22 protein-coding genes and 1 riboswitch are annotated in these 20,263 nt (G+C 67.5%); of the genes, 16 read left to right on the forward strand and 6 right to left on the reverse strand.

Going from position 1 to position 20,263, the window contains the following annotated elements:
* Window positions 1-8: 8 nt before the first annotated feature.
* Both dnaN and dnaA read right to left on the reverse strand, forming a co-directional pair.
* Complete coding sequence (dnaN, locus tag AC1RAA_RS19345; RefSeq protein WP_056574900.1) at window positions 9-1,115, reverse strand: DNA polymerase III subunit beta; 1,107 nt, start codon at window positions 1,113-1,115, stop codon at window positions 9-11.
* Between the two features lie 89 nt (window positions 1,116-1,204).
* Window positions 1,205-2,584, reverse strand: coding sequence for a chromosomal replication initiator protein DnaA (gene dnaA, locus AC1RAA_RS19350; protein ID WP_062480418.1), 1,380 nt, complete (start codon window positions 2,582-2,584; stop codon window positions 1,205-1,207).
* A 308-nt stretch (window positions 2,585-2,892) separates the two neighbouring features.
* On the opposite strand from dnaA, the gene rpmH reads away from it, so the two are divergent.
* The 7 genes from rpmH (at window position 2,893) to AC1RAA_RS19385 (ending at window position 8,589) form a co-directional block, all read left to right on the forward strand.
* Window positions 2,893-3,027: a 50S ribosomal protein L34 gene (gene rpmH, locus AC1RAA_RS19355; protein ID WP_007834827.1), complete on the forward strand. Its 135-nt coding sequence runs from the start codon at window positions 2,893-2,895 to the stop codon at window positions 3,025-3,027.
* A gap of 101 nt (window positions 3,028-3,128) precedes the next feature.
* On the forward strand, window positions 3,129-3,551 hold the full coding sequence (locus tag AC1RAA_RS19360) for a ribonuclease P protein component (protein WP_492730073.1): 423 nt from the start codon (window positions 3,129-3,131) through the stop codon (window positions 3,549-3,551).
* Entirely contained in the window at window positions 3,548-3,835 is a 288-nt protein-coding gene (gene yidD / locus AC1RAA_RS19365) for a membrane protein insertion efficiency factor YidD (protein ID WP_056574909.1), read from the forward strand. Before AC1RAA_RS19360 ends, yidD begins: the two co-directional genes overlap by 4 nt.
* Complete coding sequence (yidC, locus tag AC1RAA_RS19370) at window positions 3,832-5,514, forward strand: membrane protein insertase YidC (RefSeq protein WP_070063368.1); 1,683 nt, start codon at window positions 3,832-3,834, stop codon at window positions 5,512-5,514. The genes yidD and yidC overlap by 4 nt, the downstream gene beginning before the upstream one ends.
* A 74-nt stretch (window positions 5,515-5,588) precedes the next feature.
* Complete coding sequence (gene mnmE / locus AC1RAA_RS19375; RefSeq protein ID WP_492730075.1) at window positions 5,589-7,001, forward strand: tRNA uridine-5-carboxymethylaminomethyl(34) synthesis GTPase MnmE; 1,413 nt, start codon at window positions 5,589-5,591, stop codon at window positions 6,999-7,001.
* Between the two features lie 101 nt (window positions 7,002-7,102).
* Window positions 7,103-7,564 (forward strand): Crp/Fnr family transcriptional regulator, encoded by a 462-nt coding sequence (locus AC1RAA_RS19380; protein ID WP_070063366.1) that lies wholly within the window; start codon window positions 7,103-7,105, stop codon window positions 7,562-7,564.
* Window positions 7,565-7,650: 86 nt separating this feature from the next.
* Entirely contained in the window at window positions 7,651-8,589 is a 939-nt protein-coding gene (locus tag AC1RAA_RS19385; RefSeq protein WP_159274221.1) for a zinc ribbon domain-containing protein, read from the forward strand.
* A gap of 16 nt (window positions 8,590-8,605) precedes the next feature.
* On the opposite strand, the gene AC1RAA_RS19390 is transcribed toward AC1RAA_RS19385, so the two are convergent.
* Entirely contained in the window at window positions 8,606-10,591 is a 1,986-nt protein-coding gene (locus tag AC1RAA_RS19390) for a monovalent cation:proton antiporter family protein (RefSeq protein WP_139702954.1), read from the reverse strand.
* Window positions 10,592-10,677: 86 nt separating this feature from the next.
* On the opposite strand from AC1RAA_RS19390, the gene AC1RAA_RS19395 reads away from it, so the two are divergent.
* From AC1RAA_RS19395 to AC1RAA_RS19410, 4 genes are read left to right on the forward strand one after another with little or no spacing between them, the layout of a single operon-like run.
* Entirely contained in the window at window positions 10,678-11,679 is a 1,002-nt protein-coding gene (locus tag AC1RAA_RS19395; RefSeq protein WP_062473617.1) for a KpsF/GutQ family sugar-phosphate isomerase, read from the forward strand.
* Window positions 11,679-12,227 (forward strand): KdsC family phosphatase, encoded by a 549-nt coding sequence (locus tag AC1RAA_RS19400; RefSeq protein ID WP_492730077.1) that lies wholly within the window; start codon window positions 11,679-11,681, stop codon window positions 12,225-12,227. The genes AC1RAA_RS19395 and AC1RAA_RS19400 overlap by 1 nt, the downstream gene beginning before the upstream one ends.
* Window positions 12,224-12,874 (forward strand): LPS export ABC transporter periplasmic protein LptC, encoded by a 651-nt coding sequence (lptC, locus tag AC1RAA_RS19405; protein WP_062473614.1) that lies wholly within the window; start codon window positions 12,224-12,226, stop codon window positions 12,872-12,874. Before AC1RAA_RS19400 ends, lptC begins: the two co-directional genes overlap by 4 nt.
* A gap of 43 nt (window positions 12,875-12,917) precedes the next feature.
* A complete protein-coding gene (locus tag AC1RAA_RS19410; RefSeq protein WP_492730078.1) occupies window positions 12,918-13,703 on the forward strand; it encodes an SDR family oxidoreductase in 786 nt (261 codons plus the stop codon).
* A 109-nt stretch (window positions 13,704-13,812) separates the two neighbouring features.
* Here the strand turns inward: AC1RAA_RS19410 and rbp are convergent, their stop codons facing one another.
* Entirely contained in the window at window positions 13,813-14,349 is a 537-nt protein-coding gene (gene rbp, locus AC1RAA_RS19415; protein WP_492730080.1) for an RNA-binding regulator, read from the reverse strand.
* A 259-nt stretch (window positions 14,350-14,608) separates the two neighbouring features.
* Window positions 14,609-14,795, forward strand: a riboswitch (yybP-ykoY riboswitch).
* Window positions 14,796-14,804: 9 nt separating this feature from the next.
* Between rbp and AC1RAA_RS19420 the strand changes: the two genes are divergently transcribed.
* From AC1RAA_RS19420 to AC1RAA_RS19435, 4 genes are all read left to right on the forward strand, one after another.
* The gene (locus tag AC1RAA_RS19420) at window positions 14,805-15,368 is read left to right on the forward strand and encodes a TMEM165/GDT1 family protein (protein ID WP_062473609.1); all 564 of its coding nucleotides are present in this window, start codon (window positions 14,805-14,807) and stop codon (window positions 15,366-15,368) included.
* A 127-nt stretch (window positions 15,369-15,495) separates the two neighbouring features.
* Window positions 15,496-16,653, forward strand: a complete 1,158-nt coding sequence (gene metX, locus AC1RAA_RS19425; protein ID WP_492730081.1) for a homoserine O-succinyltransferase MetX — start codon at window positions 15,496-15,498, stop codon at window positions 16,651-16,653.
* A complete protein-coding gene (gene metW / locus AC1RAA_RS19430; RefSeq protein ID WP_070063357.1) occupies window positions 16,650-17,237 on the forward strand; it encodes a methionine biosynthesis protein MetW in 588 nt (195 codons plus the stop codon). The genes metX and metW overlap by 4 nt, the downstream gene beginning before the upstream one ends.
* A gap of 37 nt (window positions 17,238-17,274) precedes the next feature.
* The gene (locus tag AC1RAA_RS19435) at window positions 17,275-17,862 is read left to right on the forward strand and encodes an IMPACT family protein (RefSeq protein WP_492730083.1); all 588 of its coding nucleotides are present in this window, start codon (window positions 17,275-17,277) and stop codon (window positions 17,860-17,862) included.
* Here AC1RAA_RS19435 and AC1RAA_RS19440 read toward each other — a convergent pair.
* Complete coding sequence (locus AC1RAA_RS19440; RefSeq protein WP_492730085.1) at window positions 17,807-18,739, reverse strand: ion transporter; 933 nt, start codon at window positions 18,737-18,739, stop codon at window positions 17,807-17,809. The genes AC1RAA_RS19435 and AC1RAA_RS19440 overlap by 56 nt on opposite strands.
* Before the next feature lie 115 nt (window positions 18,740-18,854).
* On the opposite strand from AC1RAA_RS19440, the gene AC1RAA_RS19445 reads away from it, so the two are divergent.
* Window positions 18,855-19,370: a bactofilin family protein gene (locus AC1RAA_RS19445; protein WP_070063354.1), complete on the forward strand. Its 516-nt coding sequence runs from the start codon at window positions 18,855-18,857 to the stop codon at window positions 19,368-19,370.
* Between the two features lie 33 nt (window positions 19,371-19,403).
* Here the strand turns inward: AC1RAA_RS19445 and AC1RAA_RS19450 are convergent, their stop codons facing one another.
* Window positions 19,404-20,258, reverse strand: coding sequence for a DUF72 domain-containing protein (locus tag AC1RAA_RS19450; RefSeq protein WP_492730087.1), 855 nt, complete (start codon window positions 20,256-20,258; stop codon window positions 19,404-19,406).
* Between the last annotated feature and the right edge of the window lie 5 nt (window positions 20,259-20,263).

Below are 20,263 nucleotides of genomic sequence, written 5' to 3' on the forward strand. Positions count from 1 at the left end.
TCCAGGGTCTAGATGCGCATCGGCATCACGACGTACTTGAAAGATGCGTTCTCGGGGATGGTTAACAAGGCCGAGCTGTTGGAGTCGGCCAGGTCCAGCTTGACCATGTCCTGGTCCATGTTCGACAGCGCGTCGATCAGGTAGGTGACGTTGAAGCCGATTTCGATGCTGTCGCCGCCGTAGTCGATGTCGAGCTCGTCCTGGGCTTCTTCCTGCTCGGCGTTGTTCGACGCGATGCGCAGCGTGCCCGGCTCGATGTTCAGGCGCACGCCCTTGAACTTCTCGCTGGTCAGGATGGCGGTGCGCTGCAGGCTGGCCAGGAGCGGCGCGCGGCCCAGCGTGACGGTGTTCTTGTGGTTCTTGGGAATCACGCGGTTGTAGTCGGGGAACTTGCCCTCGACCAGCTTGGTGACGAACTCCATGCCGCCGAAGCTGAACTTGGCCTGGTTGTTCGCGAACTGCATCTCGATGGCGCCTTCGGCGTCGGACAAGAGGCGCTGCATTTCGAGCACGGTCTTGCGCGGCAGGATCACTTCTTGGCGCGGCACTTCGACGTCGAGCATGGCCGACGAGAACGCCAGGCGGTGGCCGTCGGTGGCCACCAGGCTCAGCTGCTTGCCTTCGGCCACGAACAGGATGCCGTTCAGGTAGTAGCGGATGTCGTGCACGGCCATCGCGAACGAGACCTGCGAGAGCAGGTCTTTCAGCGTCTTTTGCGGCACGCTGAACACGGGGCCGAAATTGGCGGCTTCCTGCACCAGCGGGAAGTCTTCGGCGGGCAGCGACTGCAGCGTGAAGCGGCTCTTGCCGCCCTTGAGCACGAGCTTGCTGGCGCTCGACTCGAGGCTCACGGTCTGGTCGGCCGGCATGGTGCGCAGGATGTCGATCAGCTTGCGCGCACCGATGGTGGTCGTGAAGTTGCCTTCGTCGCCGCCGAGCTCGGCGGTGGTGCGGATCTGGATCTCGAGGTCGCTGGTGGTCAGCTGCAGCTGGCCGCCGGTCTTGCGGATCAGCACATTGGCCAGGATCGGCAGGGTATGACGCCGCTCCACGATGCCGGCCACCGACTGCAGCGCGGCAAGAACTTTGTCTTGGGTTGCCTTCAAAACGATCATGTCTTCTTCCTCTTCTCTTATCTCTTTGAATCAGCTTTCAGGACGCCATTCTCCGCTGTCGCGAGGGGCGTTCTTGATGACATTCGGCTTCAGCCTTTGAGGGTCTGTTCGAGGACGTGCAGCTGCTGGTTGAGTTCGGTGAGCTGCTGGCGCTCGCCCGAAATCTTTCGCACTGCGTGGAGCACCGTCGTGTGGTCGCGACCGCCGAACAGCTCGCCGATTTCCGGCAGGCTCTTCTGCGTGAGCTCCTTGGCCAGGTACATCGCGATCTGCCGCGGCCGCGCAATGCTGGCCGGGCGTTTCTTGCTGTACATGTCGGCGACCTTGATCTTGTAGTAGTCGGCCACTGTCTTCTGGATATTTTCGACCGAGATCTGCCGATTCTGGATCGACAGCAGGTCGCGCAGCGCCTCGCGTGCCAGGGCGATCGAGATCTCCTTCTGGTTGAAGCGCGAGTACGCCAGGATCTTGCGCAGCGCGCCTTCGAGTTCGCGCACGTTGGAGCGCACGTTCTTGGCCACGAAGAAGGCGACCTCCTCGGGCATTTCGGTGCCTTCGACGCGGGCCTTGTTGATCAGAATCGCCACGCGCATCTCGAGCTCGGGCGGCTCGATCGCCACCGTGAGGCCCGAATCGAAGCGCGACACCAGCCGCTCGTGGATGTCGGCCAGCCCCTTGGGATAGGTGTCGCTGGTCATCACGATGTGCGACTTCTTGGCCAGCAGGGCCTCGAAGGCGTTGAAGAACTCTTCCTGCGTGCGGTCCTTGTTGGCGAAGAACTGCACGTCGTCGATCAGCAGCAGATCGAGCGAGTGGTAGCGTTCCTTGAACTCATCGAAAGTCTTGCGCTGATAGGCCTTGACCACATCCGACACGAACTGCTCGGCGTGGATGTAGAGAACTTTGGAATCGGGCCGGTCGGCCAGCAGCCGGTTACCCACAGCGTGCATCAGGTGGGTCTTGCCCAGGCCGACGCCGCCGTAGATGAAAAGCGGGTTGTACAGGTGCCCCGGCATGCCGGCCACGTGCATGGCCGCGGCGCGCGCCATGCGGTTGGCCGTGCCCTCGACCAGGGTGTCGAAAGTGAGCCCCGAATTGAGACGGTTCTTGAAGCCGGCGGCCGCCGGTTCCTCGCCCGGGCCGGCCACGTCGCGCGGCACATCCGTTTCGGCCATGATGGCCATGGGTGCAACACGGACGGGGGTTTCTCGCGGAGCGAGCGCTAACTCGATGGTGACCGGCTGGCCGTACATCTTCTCGGCCATGGCCGCGATCTTGCCCGCGTACTGGGCACGGATCCAGTCGAGCTTGAAGCGGTTGGCGACGAACACCGTCATGCGCGAAAGGTCGTCGGCGACCTGCGCGGTGAGGGGCTTGATCCAGGTGTTGAACTGCTGCTCGGACAGCTCCTGCGCGAGCTGGTCGACGCAGGCCTGCCACAGGCTTTCGCCGATGCCGTCAGTCGACATGGGCGCTTAAAAAAGTGATGGAACCCTCGGGCATTTCTTGTATAGGTATTGTGGATATTCTCTGCTGGAAGGCGCTGGGCATTCTAACTTGTCAAAACCTTATCCACATGCTGCGCTGCACATGGAAAGGCCCGCAAATCCAGTCGAAGATTGTTCCGGCGGCCAATGTTTGCGATAATTGCGGGTTTCCCTGAAAAGCCTTCACAGCGTCTTTCGGGGGCCATCCGAAACTCGCTCCCCCAGCGCTCGCCGGGTTTTTGCATGCCTTCATGCGGAAACCGGCGCAAACAGGGAATCAGGAAACCATCATGAAACGCACTTACCAAGCATCCAAAGTCCGCCGCGCCCGTACCCACGGCTTTCTGGTCCGCATGAAGACCCGTGGCGGCCGCGCCGTGATCAACGCACGCCGCGCCAAGGGCCGCAAGCGCCTGGCCGTCTGACGGCACCCCACCTGCCGTTGTCAGCCGCCGACACGTCCGCGCAGGCTCCTGCAGCTTCTGCGCCTGGCCCCGCCAGCAGCGACGTCCGCGGCCCGGCTTCCTTGCAGCGGCTCAAGACCCGCGCGCAATTCCAGGCCGTCCTCGCAGGTGCCACCGTGGCGCGCACTGCCCATTTCGCATTGCACCGCTGTGCGCTCGATGTTTCTCCATCGGGCGTCGCTTCGCTGTTTCCGTCCGATGAGGTCTGGCTGGGCGCCATGGTGCCCAAGCGCTGGGCACGCCGCGCGGTGACGCGCAACGCCATCAAGCGCCAGATCTACGCCGTGAGCGCCGCGCCCGGCGTCGTGTTGCCGCGTGCCGCGCACGTGGTGCGTCTGCGCGCCGGTTTCGATCGCAAGGCGTTCGTGAGCGCCTCCTCGGACAAGCTCAAGGCCGCCGTGCGCGCCGAGCTCCAGCAGCTGCTGGCGCGCGCCGGGCGTCCGCCGGCACCGGCTGCCGCCTCCCCCGCTCCTGCCTCCGCATGAAACGCCTGCTGATCGGCCTCGTGAAGGGCTACCGCCTGCTGCTGAGCCCCTGGCTCGGGCAGTCGTGCCGCTTCACGCCGACCTGCTCCGTGTATTCGATCGAGGCGCTGGAAGTGCACGGCGCGCTCAAGGGCAGCTACCTGACGCTGCACCGCATCGCGCGCTGCCAGCCCTGGTGCCAGGGCGGCCACGATCCGGTTCCACCGAAATCACAGCGTCGCACTGACAAGTCAGGATCGCTGTTTTCGTCTCTTCTCTCCTCCGACAAGAAGTCTTCGTCATGAACGATATCCGCCGCACGATCCTGTGGGTGATTTTTGGTTTCTCGCTCGTGCTGCTGTGGGACCAATGGCAGGTCTTCAACGGCAACAAGCCGACCTTCCTGCCGTCGACCAAGCCCGCCGCCACGGCGCCGGCCACGGGCAGCGCGGCCAACAACGGCGTGCCGACCGCGGCTGCCGCAGCCGGCGGCACCGCGGGCGCCGTGCCCACGCAGGCGGCCCCGGCCACGCCGCGCGAGCAGGTCGTGGTGACCTCCGACCTGTTCAAGGCGACGATCGACAGCGAAGGCGCCACGGTCAACCACCTCGAACTGCTCAAGTACGACGAAGCCGACCGCACCAAGCGCGTCGTGCTGTTCGAGAACGGCTCGCCCGCCACGCGCTACGTGGCGCAGACCGGCCTGCTGAACCCCGTCGCTGGCGACGCTTTCCCCAACCACCTGACGGCCATGACGCCCAAGGCCGGTCCGCGCACGATGGCCGACGGCCAGAACACGCTCGAGGTGAGCTTCGAAAGCGCCCCGGTCGGTGGCCTGAAGTACATCAAGACCTACGTGTTCAAGCGTGACGACTACGTCATCGGCGTGCGCCACGAAGTGGTCAACGTGAGCGACCAGCCGCGCGACGCGCAGCTGTACATGCAGCTGCTGCGCCACGGCACCGTGGCCGCCGGCACCATGTTCGGCACCAACACCTTCACCGGTCCGGCCGCGTACACCAACGAGAAGAAGTTCCACAAGCTCGACTTCAAGGACATCGCCAAGGGCAAGGTCGAGCCGCCGCCGCCGGCCAACGACGGCTGGATCGCGATGGTGCAGCACTACTTCGCGTCGGCCTGGCTGCTCAAGGGCGACCCGGCCAGCGAACAGCTGCGTCGCGAATTCCGCGTGAAGGACCTGGGCGACAACCTCTTCACCGTGGCCATGGTCGCCACGCTGCCGAAGATCGCCCCGGGCGCCACGCAGGTCGTGAACAGCGCGCTGTTCGCCGGCCCCGAAGAAGAAAAGAAGCTCGAAGCCATCGCCCCCGGTCTGGACCTGGTGAAGGACTACGGCATCTTCGCGATCATCTCCAAGCCGCTGTACTGGCTGCTCACGCAACTGCACGGCATCCTGGGCAACTGGGGCTGGGCGATCGTCGCGCTGGTGGTGCTGCTGAAGGCGGCCTTCTACTGGCTCAACGCCAAGGCCTACGCCAGCATGGCCAAGATGAAGGCCATCAACCCCAAGATCATGGAAATGCGCGAGCGGCTGAAGGACAAGCCGCAGGAAATGCAGCAGGAAATGATGCGGATCTACAAGACCGAGAAGGTCAATCCGATGGGCGGCTGCTTCCCCATCGTGATCCAGATCCCGGTGTTCATTGCGCTGTACTGGGTGCTGCTGTCGTCGGTTGAAATGCGCCACGCCCCGTGGATTGGCTGGATCACCGACCTGTCGGCACCCGATCCCTGGTACATCCTGCCGATCGTCATGACGGCCACCTCGCTGTTCCAGACCTGGCTCAACCCGACGCCGCCCGATCCGATGCAGGCCAAGCTGATGTGGATCATGCCGCTCGCGTTCAGCGTGATGTTCATCTTCTTCCCGGCCGGCCTGGTGCTGTACTGGATCACGAACAACGTGCTGTCGATCGCGCAGCAGTGGTTCATCAACAAGCGACTGGGCGTGCTCGGCAAGTAAGCCAGCCGGCCTCCGCCACCCGCAAAGGGCCGCATCCGCGGCCCTTTGCTTTTTGCTGAAAGAATCGCGCTGTCATGACCCTCGCCCGCACCACCGATCCCATCGTCGCCATCGCCACCGCCCCGGGGCGCGGGGCGGTCGGCATCGTTCGCGTGTCGGGCGCCCGGCTGGCGCCGCTGGTCGAGGCGCTGTGCGCCCGCGCCCTCAAGCCGCGCGAAGCCACCTACCTGCCCTTTCGCGATGCGCAGGGCGAGCCGGTCGACCACGGCCTGGCGATCCATTTCCCGACGCCGCACTCCTACACCGGCGAAGACGTGCTCGAGCTGCAGGCGCACGGCGGCCCGGTCGTGCTGCAGCTGTTGCTGTCGCGCTGCCTGGAAGCTGCGGCCGAAATCGATCCGGCCACCGGCCGCCCGCGCCTGCCGGGCTTGCGCGTGGCCGAGCCGGGCGAGTTCAGCCAGCGCGCCTTTCTCAACGGCAAGATCGACCTGGCCCAGGCCGAGGCCATCGCCGACCTGATCGACGCGAGCACCGAGGCGGCCGCGCGCAGCGCCGGGCGCTCGCTGTCGGGCGCGTTCTCGCGCGAGATCCATACGCTGCGCGACGCGCTGATCCACCTGCGCATGCTGGTCGAGGCCACGCTCGACTTCCCTGAAGAAGAGATCGACTTCCTCCAGAAAGCCGACGCGACCGGCCAGCTGCAACGGTTGCAGGCGCAGCTGGCCGCTGTGCAACAGCGCGCCAAACAGGGCGCGTTGCTGCGCGAAGGCATCAAGGTGGTGATCGCGGGCCAGCCCAACGCCGGCAAGAGTTCGCTGCTCAACGCGCTGGCCGGCGCCGAGCTGGCCATCGTGAGCGCCATCGCGGGCACCACGCGCGACGTGGTCTCGCAGACCATCCAGATCCACGGCGTGCCGCTGCACGTGGCCGACACCGCCGGCCTGCGCGACAGCACCGACGAGGTCGAGCAGATCGGCGTGGCGCGCGCCTGGGGCCAGATCGAAAGCGCCGACGCCGTGCTGTTCCTGCACGACCTGACGCGCGCCGGCCAGCCTGACTACGCCGCCGCCGACGCCGAGATCCTGGCCGGCCTGCGGCGCAAGCTGCCGGCGAGCGTGCCGGTGCTCGATGTGTGGAACAAGCAGGACGCAGCGGTTTCGGCCTCGCCGCCGTCCGAAGGCATCGCCCTGTCGGCCAAGACCGGCGCGGGCATCGAGGCGCTGCGCGACCAGCTGCTGGCCATGGCCGGCTGGCAGGCCGTGCCCGAAGGTGTCTACCTGGCGCGCGCGCGCCACGTGCAGGCACTGGCCCGTGTCGAGACGCACCTCGCGCTGGCGGCTGCCCACCTGGCGGCGCAGGCCCAACTGCTCGACCTGCTGGCCGAGGAGCTGCGGCTGGCGCAGAACGCGCTCAACGAGATCACCGGCGAGTTCGGCGCGGACGACCTGCTGGGGGTCATCTTTTCGCGCTTCTGTATCGGGAAATAGCGACACATGCGTGCGCTTCGCCGGGGAAAGCGTAAACAGTTGTAGCCGAACCTCGGGGCCTTCGCGGATACTTCGGATCACTTGCGGGGGTCGAGAAAAACATGTCCATCCAGAACCTGAGCCGCTCCATTGCGGAGAACCTGAGCGCCGACGCGTTCGCGCTGACCTTGAGCGTCGCGCAGTGGGACACGCTCGCGGGTTATCTGCAGCCCATCGAAACCGCGATCGGCGACGTGCTGATCTCGCAGGGCACGCACGACCGCTCGGTGTTCTTCGTCGAAAGCGGCGCCATCAGCGTGCATCGCGTCAGCAGCAAGGAGCAGATGCGCTTGGCCGTGCTGTCGCCGGGCTCGGTGGTGGGCGAAGGCTCGTTCTTCTCGCGCGAGCCGCATGCGGCCAACGTGGTGGTCACCGGCGCGGGACGCGTGTGGCGCCTCACCGCCGTGCGGTTCTCCGAGATGTCGAACCGCCAGCCCAACATGGCGCTGGACATCGCGATGGCGCTCGGCGCCGTGATCGCCAAGCGCATGGCGCACCGCTCCAAGCGGGTGGCCGTCACCTGAGCCTTCCGGCTCGCCGCGCGCTGCCAGCCGCCGCACAACAACAAGAACAAGTCTTCGTTTCCGATCCCGAGAATTGCTGGTGAGCCATGGCCTTGATCTGCCCGGTCTGTGACGCGGACAACCGCGACGGTGCCAATTTCTGCAGAAGCTGCGGTGGCCGGCTGTCGGCCGCCGACCGCGTGCCGCCGCCGGCACCCAGTCCTGCCGACCGCGAATGGGCCACCACCGCACCAGCTCAGCTGCGTGCGCCGACCATTCCCGCACCGTTGTTCGATCCCGCCGAGTCGAAGCGGGCGTCGTCGCCTGCGTCCAACGGCTGGATGCCCGAGCCGCCACCACCACCGCCGCCAGCGGATGAAAAAACCGTGATCGTGGCGCCGGGGCGCGGAGGCGCAGCATCGTCCTTGCCTCCGTCCCCGCGGGCCGACCGGCCAAAGACGCGGATCAAGGTCAAGCGCATCAAACCGCCCGAACCGGTGCTGCGCCCGCGCGGCATCGGGTTGTGGCTGGGGTTGCTCGCGGTCGCGCTGCTGCTGGTGGTCGCGGGCTGGCTGGGCTACGGGACCGGCAGCAAGGCGCCCGAGCCGGCTGTGGCACCGCCTCCTGTCGCCGCGCCGGCGCCCGCCGCGACGCCGCCGGTGGTCGAAGCACCACCGGCCGCGACCGAGCCTGCGCCGCCCGTGGCCGAAGCGCCGCCGGCGGAAGCGGTCACCGAGCCGGCGGAAGCCGCCCCGAAGCCGACGCCCGTCGCGAAGCCGCGCAAGCCTGTGACACCTCCCCCACCGGCGCCCCAGGCCCCGCCCGCCGCAGCACCTGTGGCGGCTGCCCCGGCACCCGCGCCCGCGTCACCGGTCCCGCCGGTCGACCCGCAGGCCCAATGCGGCGACCGCAACTTCATCGCCAAGGCGCAATGCATGGCGGCCCAGTGCGTGAAGCCCGAGTACAGGTCGCACGCACAGTGCGAAGCGGTGCGCCGTCAGCAGCGCATCGAAGAAGAAAAGCGCAACCCGTCGCTCTTGAACTGAGCCCGCGCCGGCGGCCTCAGCCCTTTTGCAGCCGCTCGATGGCAATCGCCAGCGCGGCGGGCTTGCCCGAGAGCACCAGGGTGTCGCCGTCCGACAGCAGCGTGTCGTCGGCCGGCACGCGCGCCTGGCCGTCCTGGCGGCGCAGGCTGGCCACCCGCACGCCCAGCGTCGGCAGCGCAATCCGTCCGAGCGTCTGACCGATGGCGCGTGCGCCCGGCGTGAGCGTGAAGCTGTTCAGGCGCTCGTGGTCGATCTCGTCGGCGTTGTCGTCGTCGGCGCCGTGGAAGTAGCCGCGCAGCAGGTTGTAGCGTGCGTCGCGCTGGTCCTGCACCACGCGGATCACGCGCCGCATCGGCACGCCGACCAGCGCCAGCGCATGGCTGGCGAGCATCAGCGACCCCTCGATGGCCTCCGGCACCACCTCGGTCGCGCCGGCGGCCTGCAGCTTCTCGAGGTCGTGGTCGTCCTGGGTGCGCACGATCACCGGCACGTGCGGCGCGTGGGCGCGCGTGTTGGCCAGCACCTTCATGGCGCCGCCCACGTCGAGGTAGGTGACGACCACCGCACTGGCGCGCGCCAGGCCCGCGGCCATCAGCGCCTGCAGCCGCGCCGCGTCGCCGAACACCACCGAATCGCCAGCCGCGGCCGCTTGGCGCACGCGGTCGGGGTCCAGGTCGAGCGCCATGTAGGGAATGCCTTCGCGCTCCAGGATGCGCGCCAGGTTCTGGCCGCAGCGTCCGTAGCCGCAGATGATCACGTGCTGCGCGGTGTTGATGGTCTTGCGCGCGATGGTCGTCATCTGCAGCGACTGCTGCAGCCAGTCGCTGGCCACCAGCTTTCGCACGATGGCGTTGCTGTACATGATGATGAAGGGCGTGGCCAGCATCGACAGCACCATCGACGCCAGCACCGGGTTGGCCAGCCACGGCGGCAGCAGGTTGCGGTCCTGCGCGAGCGCCAGCAGCACGAAGCCGAACTCGCCGGCCTGCGCCAGGTACAGGCCGGTGCGCAGCGACACGCCCGAGGTGGCGCCCAGCACCCGCGCCAGCACCGTCACCAGCCCCAGCTTGAACAGCAGCGGCACCAGCAGCAGCACCGCCACCAGCAGCCAGCGCTCGACCACGATGTGCCAGTCGAGCGACATGCCGACCGTGATGAAGAACAGCCCCAGCAGCACGTCGTGGAAGGGGCGGATGTCGGTCTCGACCTGGTGCTTGTATTCGGTCTCCGACACCAGCATGCCGGCGATGAAGGCGCCCAGCGCCAGGCTCAGGCCGGCCAGCTCGGTGAGCCAGGCCAGGCCCAGCGTGATCAGCAGCACGTTCAGAATGAACAGCTCCTCGCTGCGCCGCCGCGCCACCAGCGTGAGCCACCAGCGCATGATGCGCGGCCCGCCGTACAGCAGCACGCCGATGAGGAAGGTGGCCTTCACCAGCGCGAAGCCCAGCGCCTTGGCCAGCGCCTCGGGCGGCGCGCCCAATGCGGGAATCAGCACCAGCAGCGGCACCACGGCCAAGTCTTGAAACAGCAGCACGCCCATCACGCGCTTGCCGTGTTCGCTCTCCAGTTCGAGCCGCTCGGCCATCAGCTTGACCACGATGGCGGTGCTGCTCATGGTGAGCGCGCTCGACAGCGCCAGCGTGGTCTGCCACCCCAGTTGCCAGGCCGGCGGCAGCTGCGTGGCGATGATCAGCGCGCCGACGGTGGCCAGCGCCATGGTCAGCAGCACCTGCAGCAGACCCAGCCCGAACACGTGCTTGCGCATGGCGCGCAGCTTGGGCAGGCTGAATTCGAGCCCGATCACGAACATCAGGAACACCACGCCGAATTCGCCCAGGTGGCGGATGCCTTCGGAGTTCTGCGCCAGCGCCAGCGCATGCGGGCCGATGAGCACGCCGGCCGTCAGGTAGCCGAGCATCGGCGGCAGCTTGAGCGACCGGCAGGCCACCACGCCGATCACCGCGGCCAACAGATACAACAGCGTGAGATCGAACGAAGACATAGGCGCCGATGCTAGAGCAATGTCCGTGCCCCGGGCTTCCCCGGGCCATGTGATCGCCGACCGCGCCCGCCTCGTAAAATCCGGCGATGAGCTCCCGCCCCGCCCCGACCCACGTGGTCGACCCCGACGCCATCCTGGCCCGGGCACGCGTCACATTCGACATCGAAGCCGAAGCCGTCCTTGGCCTGAAGGCCCGCGTCGGCCCGAGTTTCGTCGAGGCCGTGCGCAAGATCCTTGAAGTGCGCGGCCGCGTGGTCGTGATGGGCATGGGCAAGAGCGGCCACGTCGGCCGCAAGATCGCCGCCACCCTCGCCTCCACCGGCACGCCCGCGATGTTCGTGCACCCGGCCGAGGCCAGCCACGGCGACCTCGGCATGATCAAGGCGGTCGACCTCGTGCTCGCCATCTCCAACAGCGGCGAGGTCGACGAACTCACCGTGCTGCTGCCGGTGGTCAAGCGCCAGGGCGTGCCCCTGATCGCCATGACCGGGCGCCCCGATTCCACCCTGGCGCGCCATGCCGACATCGTGATCGACGCCGGCGTTGCCAAGGAAGCCTGCCCGCTGAACCTCGCGCCCACCGCGAGCACCACCGCGCAGATCGCCATGGGCGACGCGCTGGCCGTGGCCCTGCTCGACGCGCGCGGTTTCGGCTCCGAGGATTTCGCCCGCTCGCACCCCGGTGGCGCGCTGGGCCGCAAGCTGCTCACCCACGTGAGCGATGTCATGCGCTCGGGCGACGAAGTGCCGTGCGTGCCGCCGACCGCCACCGTCAGCGAGCTGATGCGCGCGATGAGCATCAAGGGCTTCGGCGCCGCCGCGGTGGTCGAGCCCGACGGCCGGGCGCTGGGCATCTTCACCGACGGCGACCTGCGCCGCCTGATCGAGGCCGGCGCCGACCTGCGCACGCCCAAGGCGGCCGACATCATGCACCGCGACCCGCGCACCATCCGCGTCGACGCGCTGGCGGTGGAGGCGGCCGAACTCATGGAGCAATGCGGCATCACCCGCCTGTTCGTGATCGACGGCGCGGGGGTGATCGTCGGCGCGGTGAACACCAACGACCTGATGCGCGCGAAGGTCATCTGATGCCGCTTGATTTCCAGGCCGAGACCCTGCTGGCCGCGCAAGACGTGCGCATCGTCTTCTTCGACATCGACGGCGTGTTGACCGACGGCGGCGTGTACTTCACCGAGCACGGCGAGACGCTCAAGCGCTTCAGCATCCTCGACGGCTACGGTCTCAAGCTGCTGCGCAAGGCCGGCATCACGCCGGCCGTGATCACCGGGCGCGACTCCAAGCCGCTGCGCGTGCGGCTCGAGGCGCTGGGCATCGAGCATGTGCGCTACGGCACCGAAGACAAGCTGCCCGCCGCCGAAGCCATGCTGAAGCAGCTGGGCTTCACCTGGGCGCAGGCCGCCGCCATCGGCGACGACTGGCCCGACCTGCCCGTGCTGACCCGCGTCGGCTTCGCGGCGGCACCGGCCAACGCGCACGCCGAAGTGCGCGCCGTGGCGCGCTACGTCACCGCCGCGCGCGGCGGCGAAGGCGCAGCGCGCGAGTTCTGCGACCTGCTGTTGACGGCCTGCGGCCAGTACCGCCCGCTGCTCGACGCTGCCCTGGGCCCCCGACCATGAGCCCGCAGCTGCGACGCGCCTGGCACCTCACGCGCGATGTGCTCGACCGCACCACCATCTACCTGCCGATCATCCTGATGGCGGGCGTGGCGCTGGGCACCTACTGGCTGGTGCGCAATGCGCCCAAGCTGCTGGAGCCCACCGTCAAGGCGGCGCCCACACACGAGCCCGACTACTTCATGCGGGACTTCGTCATCAAGAACTTCCTGCCCAACGGCGACCTGCGCAGCGAGCTGCACGGCACCGAGGGGCGGCACTACCCGGACACCGACACCATCGAGGTCGACCAGGTGCGCATGCGCTCGGTGTCGCCCGAGGGGCTGGTCACGCGCTCGTCGGCGAACCGGGGGCTGTCGAATTCCGACGGCAGCGAGATCCAGCTGTTCGGCAACGCGATCGTGATCCGCGAACCCGCGGTGAGCGCGAGCGGCAAGGCCACGCCGCGGCTGGAGTTTCGCGGCGAGTTCCTGCATGCGTTCCTCGACACCGAGAAGGTGCAGTCGAACAAGCCGGTCACGCTCATCCGCGGCAGCGACCAGTTCACGGGCGATACGCTCGACTACGACAACCTGAGCGGCGTGGCCAACCTCACGGGCCGCGTGCGCGGCGTGCTGGTGCCGTCGGCCGCCGCGGGCAAGCCGCGCTAAGCGGCTGCCACACAAGAACAAATTCCCGGGAGACGATCCACGCATGACCACCGCCGCACCGCTCGTCTTCATCACCGGCGCCTCCAGCGGCATCGGCCAGGCGCTGGCCGCGTGTTTCTACGACGCCGGCTACCGGCTGGCGCTGGTCGCGCGGCGCACGGGCGAGATCGAAACCTGGGCGGCGGGCCGCCAGCTGGACGCGGGCCGCTACCAGGTCTACGGCGCCGACGTGGCCGACACCGACAGCATCGTGGCCGCCGGCACCGACTGCATCGCGCGCCAGGGCGTGCCCGACGTGGTGATCGCCAACGCAGGCATCAGCATCGGCATCGACACGGCCGAGCGTTCGGACCTCGACGTGCTGGCGCGCACCTTCGTCGTCAACAACGTGGGGCTGGCCGCCACCTTCCATCCCTTCGTGCAGGCCATGGTGCAGCGCGGCAGCGGGCGGCTCGTGGGCATCGGCAGCGTCGCCGCCATCCGCGGGCTGCCCGGGCACGGCGCCTACTGCGCGAGCAAGGCCGGCGTGGTCGCGTACTGCGAAAGCCTGCGCGGGGAACTGCACAACAGCGGGGTGAAGGTCGTCACGCTCTGCCCGGGCTATATCGACACGCCGCTGACGCAGGGCAACCGCTACGGCATGCCCTTTCTCATGCAGCCCGAGGATTTCGCAGCTCAGGCGCTGCGCGCCATCGAGGCTGGCACGAGCTACCGCGTGATTCCGTGGCAGATGGGCGTGGTCGCCAAGGTCATGCGCCTGCTGCCCAATGCCGTGCTCGACCGCGCGGTGCAGGGCCGGGCGCGCAAGAAGCGCAGCGGCGAAGCCTGAGCTTCATCGCCGATTGCATAGCGGGCACAGCGCGCAGGCAAAGAAAAAGGCTCCCGAGGGAGCCTTTTGTGTTTGTGTGCCGTGAGGCATGCGAAGGAGTGAACGGGGTTCAGTACCCACCGTTGCCGCCGCCGCCGTAGCCGCCACCGCCGCTGCGACCACCGCCGCCGCCACGGGGACCTGCGCCGTAGGGGCTGCGGAAACCGCCATCGCCACCACCGCCGCCGCCACCCGAACGACCACCACCGCCGCCGTAGCCGCCGCCGGAACGGCCACCGCCGCCACCACCGTAGCCGCCACCACCGCCGCCGCCGTAGCCACCGCCACCACCGCCGCCATAACCACCACCGCCGCCGCCGCCGCCGTAGCCGCCGCCACCGCTGCGGGGGGGACGTGCTTCCATGGGACGTGCTTCGTTGACGACCACGCTGCGGCCGCCCAGGGGTTGGCCGTTCATGCCGTTGATGGCGGCCTGTGCTTCCGCGTCACTGCCCATCTCGACGAAGCCGAAGCCCTTCGAGCGACCCGTGTCGCGCTCCATCATGACCTTGGCGCTGGTCACTGCGCCGAACTGGCCGAAGGCCTGCTCGAGATCACCGTCGCGCACCGAGTAAGGCAGGTTGCCGACGTAGAGTTTGTTGCCCATCAAGGGACTCCTATAAACACATCAAGAAAAGCGATGGAGTCCCGAAAGCATCACTCAAACGAGAGCCGCCGAGCCGCGCGAAACTGACCGATCACCGAATTGCTCCCGCCCAAAATCAAGAGGGATGCTCGTGCATTATGGGTGAAATATCAAAAAAGCAAGCAGGAATTTGCGTCTTGAGGTAGCGCCTTTCGAAACTAGTGGAAGTTAGCGCACGCCTACCTGTTTGAGCCGGGGGAATTGACGATGCGGCTACAATTTGCCGGTCATTGGGGAGTAGCCGCCTTCCGCATACGAGAAGGGCCCGCGTCAACAGACTTGTCCTTGCCCCACGAGGACATGGCGCGTGCAGTGAACACACCTGGCGAGACCTTTGACCGCACAACTTCGGGAATATGGCCGAAGGTGTTGTGCGGTCAATTGCGTCCTTCGGCCCAAGGAACCCCACATCCATCATGGAAGCTTTTCTCGTTGCAACGGGCGTGGTCGCGCTCGCCGAAATGGGCGACAAGACCCAACTCCTGGCCCTTCTGCTGGCCGCGCGCTTCAGGAAACCCTGGCCGATCGTGTTCGGCATCTTTGTCGCCACGGTCATCAACCACGCGCTGGCCGGCGCGGTCGGCAACTACATCACGCGCTGGCTCGGCCCCGAGGTGCTGCGCTGGATCCTGGGCGGCTCGTTCATCGCCATGGCCGTCTGGATGCTGATTCCCGACAAGCTCGATGAAGACGACGCCCCCGGCGTCTCGAAGTTCGGCGTCTTCGGCACCACGGTGATCGCCTTCTTCTTGGCCGAGATGGGCGACAAGACCCAGATCGCCACCGTCATGCTGGCCGCCCGCTTCACGCAGGACTACGCCTGGGTCGTCGTTGGCACCACGCTGGGCATGATGCTGGCCAATGCGCCGGTCGTGTGGCTGGGCGACAAGATCGTGCGGCGCGTGCCGATCAAGCTCGTGCACGGCATCTCGGCGGCGATCTTCCTGGTGCTGGGCGTCGTGATGATCGTCGGCTGGTAGCAGGAAAAAGTCACGGGGCTATACTTGCCCTGCGCCGATTTGCTTCAGCTTGCGGGCGCTTTATAAATTCTGCTAAAGACGGCTGCCGAACCCGGCTCGTTTTTGGCGAGGCCGGGTTTTTTCATTCATGTCGTCGTCACCTTTGGTCGTCACCCCGCAGTCGATGCAGTTCGCAGGCCCGCTGGCCCTGCGCAGCGGCGCCTCGATCAGCGGCTACACGCTCGCCTACGAAACCTACGGCACCCTCAACGCCGAGCGCAGCAACGCGGTGCTGGTGTGCCATGCGCTCAACGCCTCGCATCACGTCGCGGGCGTGTACGAGGGCCAGGCCCGCTCCGAGGGCTGGTGGGACAACATGGTGGGCCCGGGCAAGCCGCTGGACACCGACCGCTTCTTCGTGATCGGCGTCAACAACCTCGGCTCCTGCTTCGGCTCGACCGGCCCGATGCACGTGAACCCCGCCAACGGCCGCGTCTATGGCGCGGACTTCCCGGTGGTCACGGTCGAAGACTGGGTCGACGCCCAGGCGGCGCTGCTCGATGCGCTCGGCATCCGCACGCTCGCGGCCGTGATGGGCGGCAGCCTCGGCGGCATGCAGGCGCTGTCGTGGACGCTGCAGTACCCCGACCGCGTGCGGCACGCCGTGGTGGTGGCCAGCGCGCCCAACCTCACGGCCGAGAACATCGCCTTCAACGAGGTGGCGCGCCGCGCCATCGTGACCGACCCCGACTTCCACGGCGGCCACTTCTACGAATACGGCGTGGTGCCCAAGCGCGGCCTGCGCATCGCCCGCATGATCGGCCACATCACCTACCTGAGCGACGACGTGATGAACGCCAAGTTCGGGCGCATTTTGCGCAGTGCCGTGGAGGGCGAGGTGGCGGGGCTCGACTACCGCTATTCCACGCAGGACATCGAGTTCCAGATCGAAAGCTACCTGCGCTACCAGGGCGACAAGTTCAGCGAGTACTTCGACGCCAACACCTACCTGCTGATCACCCGCGCGCTCGACTACTTCGACCCCGCGCGCCACCACGGCGGCCAGCTCAGCACCGCGCTCGCGCAGGCCACGGCCAAGTTCCTGCTCGTGAGCTTCAAGACCGACTGGCGCTTCTCGCCCGCGCGCAGCCGCGAGATCGTGAAGGCGCTGCTCGACAACCGCCGCAACGTGAGCTACGCCGAGATCGACGCGCCGCACGGCCACGACGCCTTCCTGCTCGACGACGTGCGCTACATGGGCGTGGTGCGCTCGTACTTCGAACGCGTCGCCAAGGAACTCCAATGAGCGACCTTGCACACCAACGACTGATTGCACAGCTCGTGCCCCAAGGCTCGCGCGTGCTCGACCTGGGCTGCGGCGACGGCGCCCTGCTCGACCTGCTGCAACGCGAACGCGGCTGCACCGGCTACGGCGTGGAGATCGCCGACGGCAACGTGCTGCAGTGCATCCGCCGCGGCGTCGACGTGATCCAGCTGAACCTCGACGAAGGCCTGGCGATGTTCGACGACGCCACCTTCGACGTGGTGCTGCAGATCGACACGCTGCAGCACCTGCGCAATGCCGAGGTCATGCTGCGCGAGACCGCGCGCGTGGGCCGCTTCGGCATCGTCGCCTTTCCCAACTTTGCGCACTGGCCCAACCGCCTGAGCGTGGCGCGTGGGCGCATGCCCGTGACACGCCGCCTGCCCTACCAGTGGTACGACACGCCCAACATCCGCGTCGGCACCTACAAGGACTTCGAGGTGCTGGCCGGCAAGAACAACCTGCGCGTGCTCGACGCCTTCGGCCTGCAGAACGGGCGCGACGTGCGCTGGCTGCCCAACGCGCGCGCCAGCACGGCGGTGTTCAAGTTCGAGCGGGGCGGCTGAGCACGCCGCCCCTGCACCGCACGGACATCGGGTCGGAATGAGCTTCACGCTCGCGCAGCCGGTTCACAGCGACCTGCTCATCAAGAAAAGCCGCTTCATCGGCTGCGTGCAACCGGTGCCCGACCGCGCGGCCGCGCTGGCGGTGGTCGCCTCGCTGCGCGCGGAACACCCGGGCGCCGCGCACGTGTGCTGGGCCCTGATGGCCGGCGGCCAGTCGGCGGCGAACGACGACGGCGAGCCCGGCGGCACGGCCGGGCGCCCCATGCTCGAGGTGCTGCGCCACCAGCAGGTGGAAGGCGCGCTCGCCACCGTGGTGCGCTACTTCGGCGGCGTGAAGCTCGGCGCCGGCGGCCTCGTGCGGGCCTACACCGACGCCGTGGCCCAGGCCCTGCTCGGCGCCATGCTGGTGCCGCTCGTGCGCCAGCGCCACCTGCAGTGCGCCGTGCCCTACGCGCTCGAAGGGCTGGTGCGGCGCGAGCTGGCCGCCATCGGTGCGGTGCTCGAAGGCGTGCAGCACGGCGACGACGTGCGTTTGGCCTTCGCGCTGCCCGCGCCCGAGGCCGACGCCTTCATCGCGCGCCTCGACGATGCTGCGCAAGGGCGCGTCGTCTGGCCGACGGCGTGAGCCGCTTCGCCGGCGCCTTGCCTGGCGTCGGCTCTGTTGCCAGGGTAAGCACGCCGCGCGATGCGAGCGCGATCGGCTCCGCCAGGTCGTCGTCGACGCCGCGCCGCGTCATCTCGGCCGTGACGATGCCGGTGGGCACGGCCAGCACGCCCCAGCCCAGCAGCATCATCACGGAGGCGATCGCGCGGCCCAGGTCGGTCTTGGGCACGAGGTCGCCGAAGCCGACCGTGGCCATGGTCGAGATCGCCCAGTAGATCGCCACCGGAATGCTGGTGAAGCCGTGCGTCGGGCCTTCGACCACGTACATCAGCGTGCCCATCACCAGCACCACCAGCATCACGAAGCCCACGAACACCGTGATCTTGCGGCGGCTGGACGCCACCGCCGACACCAGCGCGCGGTACTCCACCGAATAGCGCGACAGCTTGAAGATGCGGAACACGCGCAGCAGCCGCAGGATGCGCACGTCGATCAGGTACGCCAGCTCGGGCGCAAAGGCCACGAGAAAGGTCGGCAGCAGCGCAAGCAGGTCGATCACGCCGTAGAAGCTCAGCGCGTAGCGCAGCGGCTTGTTCACGCAGCACAGCCGTGCGATGTACTCCAGCGTGAAGAGAATCGTGAACACCCATTCGAGCGCATTGAACAGAGGCCGCCACTGGTCGCGGATCGACTGCACGCTGTCCAGGATGACGACCAGCACGCTCATCACGATCACCGCGATCAACGTCAGGTCGAACCACAGGCCGGCGGGCGTGTCGGCTTCGAAGATCACGGTGAACAGCGTGCGTCGCCAGCCGCGCGCGGGCTTGTCGAACCGCGAGTCGGTGGCGGCGGGCGTGGACAGGGCTTCGATGTTCGGTCGGATCAGGCGGGTCATGCGGGGCATTGTCAGGGGCCCCGGGCGACTTATTCAGTTACGCTTATTGCGCAATGAAGTGCCGCATGCCGTGAGTGCGTTCTTACGATAGTCCCCTTTCTTGAGGAGCTCCCCATTGGCCACACAGTCCCCCTTTTTCGGCAAGCGCGATCGTGACACCGATTCGCTGACGTCCCGTCCCGCACCGCTGGTTGGTTCGGGCACCAATCTCTCGGGCACTCCCGTCAATCCCTCCTCGTTGACCGCGCAGGCCGGCCTGGCCCCGGCGGCTGCGCCTGTTGCCAAGGAAGGCGGCAGCAAGCTCACCGTCGGCCCGAACATCAAGCTCAAGGGCGTCGAGATCACCGATTGCGACACGCTCGTGGTCGAAGGCCTGGTCGAGGCGACGATGGATTCGCGCCTGATGCAGATCGCCGAGCAGGGCGAGTTCAAGGGCTCGGCCGAGATCGACATCGCCGAGATCCGCGGCGTGTTCGACGGCAACCTCACCGTGCGCGAGAAGCTCGTCATCCACTCGACCGGCAAGGTCACCGGCAAGATCCGCTACGGCAAGATCGTGATCGAAGAAGGCGGCCAGCTGTCCGGCGAAATCAGCTTCGGCGCCAAGCCGTCGCTGCAGGCCGCCGCCTGAGGCACCTGACGCGCCCGGTCTGACGACCGTCGATCAGGGCGCTTTCTTTTTCGGTGGGGCCTTCTTGGCCGCCGGCTTCGGCTTGTCCGCGGCGGCGGCCATTCCTGCGTCTGCAGCCGGCGGCGCCCACCCCAGGCGCTGCAGCAAGGCACCGGCCGCGGCCGGTGCCCTTTCCTTGGCGCCGTTGATGAAATACACGAACACGTCGCGCGCCTTCGGCGTCGTGGTCCAGCCTTGCGCGCGCGCGGCCCAGGTGTCCAGCGCCTTGGGCGCGTAGCCGGTCGCAAGCGACGCGTCGGCCATCATGAGCCGCGCATAGGCGACGTCGCCCTCGGGCTCCTCGAACGACGGAAACTTGTCGGCGTCGGTGAACACGGTCGACACCTTGTGCTTCTTCGTGAGCGCCTTGTAGGCGGGCGTGATGAAGCTCTCGTGGCGCACGTCCATCACGTGGCGCAGCACACGGCTGCCCTCCTTCTTCGGCAGCAGCTCCAGGAATGCCTCGAAGTCTTCCGCATCGAACTGCTTGGTCGGCATGAACTGCCAGACGATCGGCCCGAGCTTGTCGCGCAGCTCGGCCACGCCGCTGTCGATGAAGCGCTGGATCGACTCGCCCGCGGTCGCCAGCACCTTGCGGTTGGTGGTGAAGCGCGAGGCCTTCATCGAGAACATGAAGTCGTCGGGCGTGTCGTCGCGCCACTTGCGGAAGGTCTCGGGCTTGAAGGTGCTGTAGTAGGTGCCGTTGATCTCGATGGCGCTGACCTGCCGGCTGGCGTGGTTCAACTCCTTCGCGTGGGCCAGGCCCTTCGGGTAGAAGTTGTCGCGCCAGGGCTCGTAGGTCCAGCCGCCGATCCCCACCTTGATCCGCGTCGATGTTGCCTTGCTCACATTGC

It is taken from the genome of Variovorax sp. GW823-FHT04F07 (assembly GCF_058795995.1).